The 11,462-nt window shown below is 67.4% G+C and carries 12 protein-coding genes; 11 read left to right on the top strand and 1 reads right to left on the bottom strand.

Features of this window, described 5'->3' with window-relative positions:
- The first annotated feature begins 117 nt into the window (after window positions 1–117).
- On the top strand, window positions 118–771 hold the full coding sequence (locus DIZ26_RS20790) for a response regulator transcription factor (RefSeq protein ID WP_112244486.1): 654 nt from the start codon (window positions 118–120) through the stop codon (window positions 769–771).
- Window positions 772–773: 2 nt separating this feature from the next.
- Here the strand turns inward: DIZ26_RS20790 and DIZ26_RS20785 are convergent, their stop codons facing one another.
- Window positions 774–1,562 (bottom strand): prepilin peptidase, encoded by a 789-nt coding sequence (locus DIZ26_RS20785; protein ID WP_112243943.1) that lies wholly within the window; start codon window positions 1,560–1,562, stop codon window positions 774–776.
- A 207-nt stretch (window positions 1,563–1,769) separates the two neighbouring features.
- Here DIZ26_RS20785 and DIZ26_RS20780 point away from each other — a divergent pair, with 207 nt between their 5' ends.
- From DIZ26_RS20780 to DIZ26_RS20735, 10 genes are all read left to right on the top strand, one after another.
- Entirely contained in the window at window positions 1,770–2,423 is a 654-nt protein-coding gene (locus DIZ26_RS20780; protein ID WP_112243941.1) for a response regulator transcription factor, read from the top strand.
- A gap of 358 nt (window positions 2,424–2,781) precedes the next feature.
- Complete coding sequence (locus tag DIZ26_RS20775; protein ID WP_112243939.1) at window positions 2,782–3,210, top strand: type II secretion system protein; 429 nt, start codon at window positions 2,782–2,784, stop codon at window positions 3,208–3,210.
- Window positions 3,211–3,302: 92 nt separating this feature from the next.
- The gene (locus DIZ26_RS20770) at window positions 3,303–4,391 is read left to right on the top strand and encodes a type IV pilus twitching motility protein PilT (protein WP_112243937.1); all 1,089 of its coding nucleotides are present in this window, start codon (window positions 3,303–3,305) and stop codon (window positions 4,389–4,391) included.
- Window positions 4,388–5,701, top strand: coding sequence for a GspE/PulE family protein (locus DIZ26_RS20765; RefSeq protein WP_112243935.1), 1,314 nt, complete (start codon window positions 4,388–4,390; stop codon window positions 5,699–5,701). The genes DIZ26_RS20770 and DIZ26_RS20765 overlap by 4 nt, the downstream gene beginning before the upstream one ends.
- 3 nt (window positions 5,702–5,704) lie before the next feature.
- Window positions 5,705–6,910: a type II secretion system F family protein gene (locus tag DIZ26_RS20760; RefSeq protein WP_112243933.1), complete on the top strand. Its 1,206-nt coding sequence runs from the start codon at window positions 5,705–5,707 to the stop codon at window positions 6,908–6,910.
- Window positions 6,910–7,347 carry a type IV pilus modification PilV family protein gene (locus DIZ26_RS20755; RefSeq protein ID WP_112243931.1) on the top strand — a complete coding sequence of 146 codons (438 nt, stop codon included), beginning with the start codon at window positions 6,910–6,912 and terminating at the stop codon, window positions 7,345–7,347. The genes DIZ26_RS20760 and DIZ26_RS20755 overlap by 1 nt, the downstream gene beginning before the upstream one ends.
- Window positions 7,338–7,952 (top strand): PulJ/GspJ family protein, encoded by a 615-nt coding sequence (locus DIZ26_RS20750; RefSeq protein WP_232828488.1) that lies wholly within the window; start codon window positions 7,338–7,340, stop codon window positions 7,950–7,952. The genes DIZ26_RS20755 and DIZ26_RS20750 overlap by 10 nt, the downstream gene beginning before the upstream one ends.
- The gene (locus DIZ26_RS20745; protein WP_112243929.1) at window positions 7,949–9,985 is read left to right on the top strand and encodes a hypothetical protein; all 2,037 of its coding nucleotides are present in this window, start codon (window positions 7,949–7,951) and stop codon (window positions 9,983–9,985) included. Before DIZ26_RS20750 ends, DIZ26_RS20745 begins: the two co-directional genes overlap by 4 nt.
- A 60-nt stretch (window positions 9,986–10,045) precedes the next feature.
- Window positions 10,046–10,687: a response regulator transcription factor gene (locus DIZ26_RS20740; RefSeq protein WP_112243927.1), complete on the top strand. Its 642-nt coding sequence runs from the start codon at window positions 10,046–10,048 to the stop codon at window positions 10,685–10,687.
- A 42-nt stretch (window positions 10,688–10,729) separates the two neighbouring features.
- Window positions 10,730–11,395 (top strand): hypothetical protein, encoded by a 666-nt coding sequence (locus DIZ26_RS20735; protein ID WP_198676195.1) that lies wholly within the window; start codon window positions 10,730–10,732, stop codon window positions 11,393–11,395.
- The last annotated feature ends 67 nt before the right edge of the window (window positions 11,396–11,462 follow it).

Here is an 11,462-nt window from a genome sequence, read left to right as displayed (position 1 = left end):
CCGGGGTTACTGATTGTGATACCTGGGAGTCTCGGTTCGTGGCTTGAACTAGGGACTAAAGTCCCTGGTCCGGGCCCGCAGGTGTTACCTAGGGTGACGCTCACGGGGGTGAGGTTCATGACTGAGCGGATCAGGGTTGTGATCGTTGACGGGCATACGTTGACGAGGTTCGGGTTGCTGGGAGTAGTGGGTGGGCTGGGGGACATCGAGGTCGTGGGGGACAGCGGGCTCGGGGGTGAGGCCGTGGGGCTGGTTGAGGCGGTGCGGCCTGATGTGGTGGTGCTGGACACCGCGTTGCCTGATGCGGACGGGTTGTTGATCGCGCGGGAGTTGCGGGATCGGGACGAGCGGCTCGGCATTGTCTTGCTGACGTCCAACGGGGAGGACGACGTACTGTTCCGCGCGCTGGAGCTGGGGGTGTCGGCGTTCGTGACCAAGACCGCGCCGATCGCCGAGGTGCTGGCTGCGATCAGGCATGCGGCCGTCTCGTCGAGGTCCTTCCTCGCCAGCGGGCTCGGGCAGGCCTTCGCCCGCAGGCAATTGGCTGCGCCGGTGACAGTGTTGAGTCCGCGCGAGACCGAGGTCCTCGTCCTGCTCGGGAGAGGGCTGACGATCCCGGCCATCGCGGGCAGGATCTTCGTGAGCGCTTCGACGGCGAAGACCTATGTCGCCAGGGTTTACGAGAAGCTGGGCGCGTCCAACCGGGCGCAGGCGTTGATGGCCGGCGTACGGCTCGGCCTGATCAGCGAGGAGCTGGCGGCGGCCGGTTGAATTCAGCCCATCAGCCGGCGCCAAGCGGCGGCCAGCGGGTCGGCGAAGAAGATTGCCAGCAGCGCGCCGGCGATCATGAAAGGGCCGAAGGGTAGCGCCGTCTTGCGCCCGGCCCGGCCGACCGACATCGCAGCAATACCGACGACAGCGCCGAGCACGAAGGCGCTGAATCCGCCTATCAGCAAGGCGGACCAGGACAGATAGGCCAGTACGCCGCCCAGCAATCCGGCGAGCTTGACGTCGCCCCAGCCCATCCCGGCTGGGGCGATCAGCACGAGCAGCAGGAAGAAGCCGAACAACAAAGCTGCTCCGAGGCCGGCCCTTGCCAACGGCCACCAATCGTGTTGCCAGGCGGCGGCGCCCGTCAGCAGCACGGCGATCACCGGGTACGACGGCAGCACGATTGCGTTCGGCAACTTCCGCAGCTCCAGGTCGATCAATGCCAAGGAGATCCCGATCGCGGCGAACCACAAGTACGCCGGTGCGGCGGGCAGCCGGCCGAGTCGGTCCAGGCGCCAGGTGAGCGCGGCGAACAGGAGTCCCGTTCCGAGCTCGACCAGTGGGTAGCGAGCGCTGATCGGCGTACCGCAGTCGGCGCAGCGGCCGCGGAGGATCAGCCAGCCCAGGACCGGCAGGTTGTGGCGCGCGCGGATCGGCGTACCGCAGCGGGGGCAGCGGGAAGCCGGGGTGACGACGGACTCGCCGCGGGGCACCCGGTGGATGACTACGTTGAGAAATGAGCCGACGGCGAGGCCGAGCAGGAACACCAGCAGTAGCAGGGCGACGACCATGCGTAGATCCTCCCGCTCAGTGGCACTGAGTAACTGCAATCCTGTTCGTAACGGTGGAAAACACCTGTTTGAGAGGCGTAACACATCGTGGATTCTGAGCGATCATAGTTACAGAAGGTTAATTGCGCGTTCAGTAACCTTCATCAGCGAATCTGTCGCCATCAATTGCTCGCCTGTCACGGAGAGCAATGACAGCCGGGGGGAAACATGGCGAAGTCAATCACGGTCGTGGTCATCGACGGTCACACGCTCACACGGTACGGCCTGGTCGGTCTGGTGGCCGGGGCCGATGACATCGAGATGGTGGGCGAGTGCGGTACGGCGGCGGAGGCCGCTGCGGTCGTGGCAGTCGCCGTTCCTGATGTCGTCGTGCTCGACGTCGCCCTGCCGGACGGCGACGGGCTGCGGATCGCCGCGGAACTGCGCGACCGGTACGCCGAACTCGGCATCGTCGTACTGACCTCGAACACCGAGGATGACGTGCTGTTCCGGGCGCTGGAGACGGGCGTCTCGGCCTTCGTCTGCAAGACGGCGCCCAATGTCGAGGTGCTGGCCGCGATCCGGCACGCGGCAGTGGCCGCCTGCTCCTTCACGGCGACCGGTCTGGCCGGTGCGCTCGGTCGCCGGAACTCCGTCATGGTCGGTCTGACGCTGAGCCCGCGAGAGCAGCAGGTACTGGCGTTGCTGACCGACGGGATGTCCGTGCCGGCCATCGCCCGGTCGATGTTCGTCAGCCCGTCGACGGCCAAGACCTACGTGGCCCGGCTGTACGAGAAGCTCGGCGCCTGCAATCGCGCCCAGGCGATCATGACCGCCTTGCGCCTCGGCCTGATCGAGCGCCAACTGTCCGTCTCGGCGTAAACCCCAGGCCAGGCGATTGGCGCCGCCAGCAAGTAACCGACGGCCGGCCGAGCCCGGAGCAGAGTTGCCCCTCAGCAGGCGAAACGCTTGATCGAATGCCGTCAGCCGTTCGGCTGACATCCGTCGGGTGAACGGCCAGTGAGACCAGCCGTTCACCCGCTGTGGCAGCGATCCCACAAGGGCAAGTCTTTGACGCGGCAGCAAGGTGCGCCGACCCGGCGTACCGGAAGCATTCCGGGGGGAATGCGAGCGGGCCGCGCTGGATTTACAGGGGTCGAGCGCGTGCCGGTCGTCCGCGCTGTCGCGCCTGCATGACCCCGTCTCCGTCGCCTGCCGGAGCCTCTGCAAAGGAAGCACCATGAGCCACCGCCTTCGGGCCGCCGTCGAGGCCGCCCGAATCCGCCAGCACGCCCACAACCTGCCCGACCCCGACCAACCGACCCGACGTGTCCGTGCCCGCAAGCGCTCGGAGTCCGGCTTCACCCTGATCGAGTTGCTGATCGTCATCGTCATCCTGGGAGTGCTGTCCGGGATCGTCGTGTTCGCGGTCAGCGGCATCCAGGACCGCGGCAACGCGGCCGCCTGCAAGACCGACAAGAAGACCGTTCAGGTCGCCGTCGAGGCGTACTACGCGAAGAAGGGCGTGTACCCCGACGCAGGTCCCGCCGGCTGGCTCCAGCTGACGGTCGGCGCGGACCAGATGCTCCGCGAACAGCCGGTCGGTGACGGCTACACGATCACCCTCGCCGCCGGCGGCGTAGTCACCGCCACTGGCGCCTGCACGTAGTACCGAGTCGGTGGACCGGCTCGGAGGAGGGCCGGTCCACTGCCCGACGTGACCTTGAGGAGGGTCACAAACCGAACCCCGGAAGGGTTTCCATGAAAGTTCCCGCGCCTGGTAGCCGGGTGGATCTGCTGTTGGAAGAACTCTGGAACGCCGGCGGTACCGACCTGCTCCTCACGGTCGGAATGGCACCCCAGTTACGCGTGCACGGCGTACTGCGGCCGGTCGCCGACCAGTCGAGGCTGACCCGGCGCGACACCGACGCGATGCTCGCCGAGGTCCTCAACCCGCATCGCTCGAACGTCTGGCAGACGACGTACGAGCACGACTTCTCCTTCTCCTGGCGCGACAACGCGCGGATCCGCGCCAACGCGTTCACCCAGCGCGGCGACACCGCACTCGCGCTGCGGATCATCCCGCGCAGTATCCCGACCATGTCGGAACTCGGCCTACCCCAGATCCTCGGCACCTTCGCCCGGCTGCATCAGGGGCTGGTGCTGGTCACCGGCCCGACCGGCTCCGGCAAGTCGACCACGCTCGCCTCGATGATCCACCAGATCAACACCGACCGGGCCTGCCACATCATCACCATCGAGGACCCGATCGAGTACGTGCACGAGCACCGCAGATCGGCAGTGAACCAGCGTGAGGTCGGCAGCGACACCGCGTCGTTCCCGGACGCGCTCCGGGCCGCCCTCCGCGAAGACCCCGATGTCCTGCTGGTGGGCGAGATGCGCGACCTGGAGTCGATCCGGTTCGCGCTGACGATCGCCGAAACCGGTCACCTCGTCTTCGCCACCTTGCACACCAACGACACCGCGCAGTCCCTGGCCAGGATCATCGATGTCTTCCCGGCCGAGCAGCAGTCCCAGGTCCGGGTTCAGTTGTCGGCGGCAATCAGTGGCGTGGTCCACCAACGCCTGATACCCCGTACCGGCGGCGGTCTGGTCGCCGCGTTCGAGGTGATGGTCGCCAACGCCGGGATCAGAAACCTGATCAAGGAGGGCAAGACCCACCAGCTACGCAACGCCCTCGTCACCGGCCGGCGCGAGGGCATGGTGACGCTCGAACAGTCGCTGTCGCTGCTGGTCCAGGCAGGCGACATCTCGTACGACGACGCCGTCGCGCGCAGCTCGTATCCGCGCGAGATCGAGGCCCGGCCCCGATCGGTCGTCCGGCCATGAAGCACCGGGGCCGGAATACCGCGGTGCCACCCGCCGTCGACGGGCGCAACGCGCTGGCCGGGATCGACGAGCGGGTCCGGATGTTCGAGGCCCGCGACGACGCCGAACGCCGGCAGCCGATCGGCGTGACGGTCAACGAGGAGGCGCCGGTGGTCCAGGTGGTGCAGCTGATCATCACCCAGGGCCTGCGCGACCGCGCCTCCGACATCCACATCGAGCCGCACGACAGCCGGATCCGGGTCCGGTTCCGGGTCGACGGCGCGTTGCGCGACCAGCTCGATCTGCCAGGTTCGATCGGGCCCGGCGTGGTGAGCCGGATCAAGGTGCTGGCCGACCTGAACATCGTCGAACGCAGGCGTTCCCAGGACGGCCAGATCCGGATGCGAATCGAGGACCGCGAGGTCGACATCCGGGTCTCGACGGCGGCCGTGGTCGGTGGCGAGAAGGTCGTGCTGCGGCTGCTCGACAAGAGCCGGCCGCTGTTCCGGCTCGAGCAGCTCGGGATGCCCCCCGAGCTGGCCCGCCGGTACGCCGAGTTGCTGCGTACGCCGTACGGGATGGTCATCTGTGCCGGGCCGACCGGGAGTGGGAAGACGACCACGCTCTACGGTTCGCTCGGGCAGATCGACACCCCCGAGCGCAACATCATGACGATCGAGGACCCGGTCGAGTACTCCTACGCCTCGATCAACCAGATCCAGATCAACGAGGCGGCCGGGATCACCTTCGCGACCGGGCTGAAGTCGATCCTGCGCCAGGATCCCGACGTCATCCTGGTCGGCGAGGTCCGCGACGCCGAGACCGCCCGGATCGCGGTCCAATCGGCGCTCACCGGGCACTTCGTGCTGTCCTCGGTGCACGCGACCGACACGGCCACCGCGGTTCATCGCCTGCTGGACATGGGAATCGAGAACTTCCTAGTCGCCTCCTCGGTCAGCGCGGTCATCTCGCAACGGCTGATCCGCAAGATCTGTGAGAAGTGCCGCGAGTACTACGAACCGCCGGCCGCCGAGCAGGCCTTCCTCGCCACGGCGGGGAGCTCGGTGCCGATCGGTGGGCTGATCCGGGGAGTCGGGTGCGAGGCCTGCGCCGGCACCGGCTACCTGGAGCGGACCGGCGTCTACGAACTGATGGCGGTGACCGACACGATCCGGGACCTGATCGTCGACCGGGCACCGCTGGTCGAGATCCGCAAGACCGCCCGGTACGAAGGGATGCGGACCCTGCAGGAGGAGGCCGCCAGGCTCGTTCAAGCCGGCGTGACCACAGTCGCCGAGGTGCTTCGGTCCATCTACACGGTCGGGAGCTGACAGATGACCAGATACGCCTACGTCGCGGTCGAGCCGAACGGCAGAACCACCCGGGGAACCACTCGGGCCGACAGCCGCGAAGAGGCCGAACTCGCCTTGTACGAAAAGGAACTGCGGCAGATCCGGGTCAAGGAGCGGCCCGGTCTGCTGCAGATCGAGATCACCGCGCGGCGGGTCAAACCGGAGGAGGTCATGCACATCACCCGGCAACTGGGCGCCTTCGTCCAGGCCGGGATGCCGTTGACCGACTCCGTGCACAGCCTCGGCCGCGAGTCGTCGAACGCGACGCTGCGGCGGATGATGTTCGAGGTCGAGGACGGCCTGCGCGACGGCGAGCGGCTGTCGGACTGCTTCGACCGGCATCCGCGGATCTTTCCCGAGTTCTACCGAGGCATCCTGCGCTCGGCCGAGCTGAGCGGCCGGCTGGACACCGTGCTCGCGCAGCTCGCCCGTTACCTGGAACGCGATCTGGAGGCGCGTCGCAGGATCAAGCAGGCGCTGATCTATCCGTCCGTGGTCGCGGCGATGTCGCTGGTGACGATCGTCGTCCTGGCCGGCTTCGTGCTGCCGCGATTCAAGGAGTTCTTCGCCAGCCTCGGCGCGAACCTGCCCCTGCCGACGCGGATCCTGCTCGGCGTCACCGACTTCATCACCGCCTGGTGGTGGGCGATCCTGATCGGCACGGGCCTGTTCATCCTGCTCCTCGTCTACGTGCTCGGTACGACGGCGGGCCGCTACCTGCGCGACCGGTTCGTCCTGATGATCCCGGTGATCGGTGGGACGGTGCGGTTCGCCCTGGTGGAGCGGTTCTGCCGGATCCTGTCTTCGATGGTCAGTGCCGGCGTGCAGTTGCCACAGGCGCTACGGGTCGCCACTGGATCGCTGCCCAACAAGGTGTTCCGGCACTCGCTGTCCGGCGTACTGGAGGCGATGCTGCAAGGCGAAGGCCTGGCCAAGCCGTTGGCGGCTACCGGGCTGTTCCCTGCAACTGCTGCGGAGATGCTGCGCGTGGGGGAGGAGACCGGGACGCTGGACAACCAGTTGGAGGTCACCGCGCAGTACTACGAGGGCGAGCTGGACTACAAGCTGAAGAAGCTGATCGGACTGTTCGAGCCGGTCGTCATCATTGTGATGGGCGTGGTGGTCGGCTTCGTGGCAGTCGCCCTCGTCTCGGCGATGTACGGCGTGTTCCGGCAGGTGCGGGGCTGATGCGCGAACACGGGGAGAGCCTGCTGGAGCTGGTGGTGGCGGTCGCCTTGATGGGTGTGGCCGTCGTCGCGGTGATGTCCGGGCTGACCACGACAGTGCTGATGTCCGACGTCCAGCGGAAGCAGGCGACGGTGGGAGTCGTAGTACGCGACTATGCCGAGGCGCTGCAGCAGTACGTTGCCTCGGGCCACTACGTGGCTTGTGGGTCGACGTACAACGTTCCGGACTTCGTTGCGCCACAGGGATTCTCGGCGAAGGTTGTTGCCGGGTCCGTGCAGTACTGGTCGGTTGGACTGACCTGGTTGCCGCTCTGCCTGCTCGACACCGGGTTACAGCGGGTCCGGGTCTCGGCGACCAGCGCGGACGGGCGAGCCACGGAGTACGTGTACGTCGTACTGCGCAGGCCCTGCGGTGTGGAGGATCCCCCGTGCAGCTGAAGCGAGGGGAGCGCGGCTTCACCCTGGTCGAGTTGCTGATCACCATTTCATTGATGGGCGTCATCACCCTGGCACTGGGTGACCTGCTGATCAGTGCACTCCGGGAGATGAGTGCTACCTCGGATCGGATGGATCTGGCGCAGGATGCTCAATTCGGTGCCGCCTACTTCGCCCAGGACGTGGCCGCGGTTGGTCTACGGGACTACACGGCCGGCGCGGTCGATTCCACGCTGCCCTTCAAGGAGTCGGTGCAGCTGAACGCCGCTGCCGATGCAGGCGGCGCGACCTGCGGCCCACTGCCGACCTCCGTATTACGGCTGCTCTCGGACGACTGGTCGATCGCGGCCACGCGGCGTACTGCGGTCGTCGCGTACTACCTGCAAGGCGGAGACCTGCACCGGGCGACCTGTATCAGCCCGGCGACTGTCCCGGCGAGCGACGTGGTGGTCGTACAGAACGTCGTACCGGCGAGCGTCGCGGTCACCTGCTCCACGTCCTGTACTGCAGTCCCGGTACCGGTCGCCATCACGCTGCACCTCGTGGCGAACAAGCCGACCATCGGCGACTACGCGATCGCATTGAGCGGCCTGAGGAGACAGTCGTGAGGAGGCGTCGCAGAAACGAGCGCGGTGCTTCCCTGCTGCTGGTCCTGGTGGTGATCAGTGTTGTCGCGGTAGCTCTCTCGGCCCTGCTGACTAGAGCTGACTCCGCTCAGAAGGTCACTGCAGCCCTTCGTGAGCAGGCATTCAACTCGTACACAGCAGATGGAGCACTGCAAGCAGCGGTCAACAACCTGCGCAACAGCAGCTACAACGGCGAGTCCGGGCAGCACTGCTTCGGTCTGTCGGACACGCTCTCGCTACCGACCTTCACACCAGCACGGAACCTGCTGGACCTTCCCGACTCCGCAGCAGTCACCTGTACTGCGGACCCGAAGCAGGTGGTCGTCCAGTGCGCCGGGTCGGACTGCAATCGCCCCGACAACGCGATCCTCACCGTCGGCCGCATCCCGGGGGAGGACGGCCTCTCAATAGACCAACCGGCCGATTCGACCCTGCGGATCCACGGCGACGTGTTCTCGAACTCCACCGTCGACGTCTCGGCGGGACAACTAACGGCCAGCGGTGGCGTGTCCGCACGAGGCCTGTGCTCGGGCACACTGCTCGGCACTGCGCTCTGCAACCTCGGCCTCGGCACGCTTCCGGCCGGCGACGACCCTGGCTACTCCTCGGCGCTGACCTCGGCCCCTGTGCACCGGAACCTCCCCACCTGCACCACCGCGAATTCGGTCGTCACCTTCCTGCCCGGGTACTACGACGACGCCGTCGGGCTGAGCCGGATGATGAAGGGCGACAGCCTGTGCCACGGCAGCACGTGGTGGTTCAAGCCGGGCGCCTACTACTTCGACTTCCACAACACGGCGAACCCGTTGCTCGACACCGGCTCCCATGTCTGGACCGTCGACGACGGCAACCTGGTCGCAGGGACACCGGTGAACGCATCCGGAACGCCGCTGGCGACCCCGCCCGTGCCGGCGGTGATTCCTGGCGCTTGCGCATCGCCGCTCACCGGCGCCACGGGCGGCGTGCAATTCGTCTTCGGCGGAGACAGCCGTCTCGTCATCGGGAGCGGCCGTGCCGAGCTGTGTGGCAGCTACTCGTCGTCGAAGCCGCCCGTCGCTCTGTACGGCCTGACCTCCGGGGACGCCGTGGTGACCGACCGGACTGGCAGCGCCGCGTTGACGCCGACAACGGTGTCCTTGCTGACTCCTTTCCTGCTGACAGCGACTCCGAGTCGGCTGTCGACGGTCGACGGCGTTGCCGCTACTTGGAAGAGCACCAAGGCTGCTGACAGCGCTGTGCTCCCGCTCAGCGGCTTCGCGGCCGGTGCCGTTCCTGCCGGATCCGTGCTCGAGTCGGCGGCGCTGAAGATCACGCATCGGCACAAGGATCCGGCAACGACCGACAACCTGGCGGTATCCGTGGATGTCGGGTCGGGACAACCCCTGAGCGTCACGGCCGGCGGCCTGCCAGGCGGATCGGCGTACGGGACGGAGACCTTGCCGCTGGACAGCGCACGGACGGGGTCGTTGGCAGCGGCGATCTATGCGGGGACGTTCACGGGGGCGAGTCTGACGTTGACCGCTGGGCTCGCAGTAGCGGGGGACGTCGAGGACATTGACGCAGTACGGCTGGAGCTCACCTACACGCCACCCGCACTGCGGAAGGCGAGCGGTTGTGTCGTGGACGGTCCGTACGACGGTAGTGGGGGCGCCTGCGCGCTCGTGCGTGCCAGTGGGCGGTTCTCCGTTGCAGGGACCGTCTATGCACCGGACGGCGTAGTGGACCTCACCATCGACTCGGACGGCACCGGCTTCCGGGCAGGTGGTGTGGTCCGTGCTTTGAAGATCGCTGTGACGGGAAAGGTCACCGGTGTGGTGTTCGACCTTCCAGACGACTCACCTGGCTTCAGCTTCGCCCTGCACCTCAAGGCGTACGTCTGCCCGCGATCGTTGCTCTGCCTGCCGAGCGGCCGCCCGGCACTGCAGGCGAAGATCGGCCTGGTCGACGCAGACCCGTCCTCACCCGTTCCCGGCCGCCGCAAGGTCACAGTGCTCGCCTGGTGGCGTCCAGGCTGATCCTGCTGGGCTCTATCGCCGCGAGACAGGTTTATCTAGGTTGGTCTACGGGGGAACTACATGAACGAGCAGGTCACCGTAGTCGTCGCTGACGGCCACACACTGGTTCGGTACGGCCTCAGCGAGCTGGTCGACGCCGAACCGGACATCGAAGTCGTCGGCAGCACCGGCCTGGGGCGGGAAGCAGTGGGCATCGTGGCCGCCGTGCGCCCGGACGTGCTCGTCCTGGACGTCGTACTGCCGGACACGGACGGCCTGCAGGTCGCCTCCGAGCTCAGAAGCCGGTACGCCGACCTCGGCATCGTGCTGCTGGCCTCGAACGACCAGGACGAGGTGATGTTCGAAGCGCTGGCCTCGGGTGTCTCCGCCTTCGTCACGAGAGCAGCCCCGACCGACGAGGTGCTGGCCGCCATCCGGCATGCGGCAGTCGCGCCCAGCTCGTTCACCGCGACCGGTCTGGCCGGCGCGATGGAGCGCCGCGAACTCGCCGCGAACCAGCACTTCCTCAGCCGCCGGGAGGCCGAGGTACTCGCGCTGCTGGGCGAGGGCCTCTCGGTCCGGGCGATCGCCGCCAGGCTCTGCGTCAGCCTCTCCACCGCCAAGACCTACGTGGCCCGCCTGTACGAAAAGCTCGGCGCCTCCAACCGGGCCCAGGCGATCATGGCCGCGATGGAGCGCGATCTGCTGGCCGCCAAGCGCTAGTCGGCTACTGTCTCCCGCACATGTCCGTTCGAGAGGCCCGCGATGCACGACTCATCCGACACCCCACCGGTGCCGAACCCGGATCCGCCGGGGCAGGCGCTGGACCGACGGGTCGTAGTACTGGTCGTGCCTGCCTCGGGGACTTGGGCTCCGCCCGGTCGCTCACCTGAGGCATGGCGTCTCGCGCTTGCCGAAGACACCTACGAGGTCCTGGCTTCTCTGGACCGCGTCGACGTGGCAGTCGCCGTCGTTGGTGGCGACGAGGCCTCCGTGGCCGAGGTCTCCGCCCTGACCTGGCCCGGCACACCCGTGTACTCCGTCGGCACTGCCCGGCCTGTGCTCGACGCACTGTCAGGTGTCGGCCCGGCGGCCGCCGCCGTCGCGGTCTCGTACGACGCTCCCGATCTGCCGGGTCTCCTCATCGGCAAACTCTTCCGGGCCCTTTCGAGCGCGGACCTCGCCGTCTGTCCCGCCGAAGACGGGAGCCAAGTAGCCATCGGCGTCAATCTCCCGGTCGCCTCGTGGGTCTCGGCGGCCGCACCGACCTTCGACACGTCGCTGCCGGAGCTGGAGCAACTCAAGCCTCGGCGGCACGCCGTCGCGATCGGCCCCGGTTGGCACAGATTGCGATCGCCTGGTGACATTGCGCGACTGGATCCAGGCCTGGAGGGCTGGGATTCGACTCGCGCCGTACTTCGAGGTGCTTGAGCCGTCACCTTCTGCCGTCCGGCTCGTTTCATCTGCAACGGGACCTGGGGGTGTCCTCGAGGTCGTC

This window comes from Kribbella monticola (genome assembly GCF_003261635.1).
GTDB classification, from domain to species: domain Bacteria; phylum Actinomycetota; class Actinomycetes; order Propionibacteriales; family Kribbellaceae; genus Kribbella; species Kribbella monticola.
Note: the sequence above shows the minus strand (reverse complement) of the source record. Positions and strands in the feature narration are given on the sequence as shown.

Bases quoted from the DNA above. Each gene is read 5' to 3' on its own strand.
- DIZ26_RS20790 (WP_112244486.1), top strand. From the start codon at position 118: ATGACTGAGCGGATCAGGGTTGTGATCGTTGACGGGCATACGTTGACG.
- DIZ26_RS20785 (WP_112243943.1), bottom strand. From the start codon at position 1,562: ATGGTCGTCGCCCTGCTACTGCTGGTGTTCCTGCTCGGCCTCGCCGTC.
- DIZ26_RS20780 (WP_112243941.1), top strand. From the start codon at position 1,770: ATGGCGAAGTCAATCACGGTCGTGGTCATCGACGGTCACACGCTCACA.
- DIZ26_RS20775 (WP_112243939.1), top strand. From the start codon at position 2,782: ATGAGCCACCGCCTTCGGGCCGCCGTCGAGGCCGCCCGAATCCGCCAG.
- DIZ26_RS20770 (WP_112243937.1), top strand. From the start codon at position 3,303: ATGAAAGTTCCCGCGCCTGGTAGCCGGGTGGATCTGCTGTTGGAAGAA.
- DIZ26_RS20765 (WP_112243935.1), top strand. From the start codon at position 4,388: ATGAAGCACCGGGGCCGGAATACCGCGGTGCCACCCGCCGTCGACGGG.
- DIZ26_RS20760 (WP_112243933.1), top strand. From the start codon at position 5,705: ATGACCAGATACGCCTACGTCGCGGTCGAGCCGAACGGCAGAACCACC.
- DIZ26_RS20755 (WP_112243931.1), top strand. From the start codon at position 6,910: ATGCGCGAACACGGGGAGAGCCTGCTGGAGCTGGTGGTGGCGGTCGCC.
- DIZ26_RS20740 (WP_112243927.1), top strand. From the start codon at position 10,046: ATGAACGAGCAGGTCACCGTAGTCGTCGCTGACGGCCACACACTGGTT.
- DIZ26_RS20735 (WP_198676195.1), top strand. From the start codon at position 10,730: ATGCACGACTCATCCGACACCCCACCGGTGCCGAACCCGGATCCGCCG.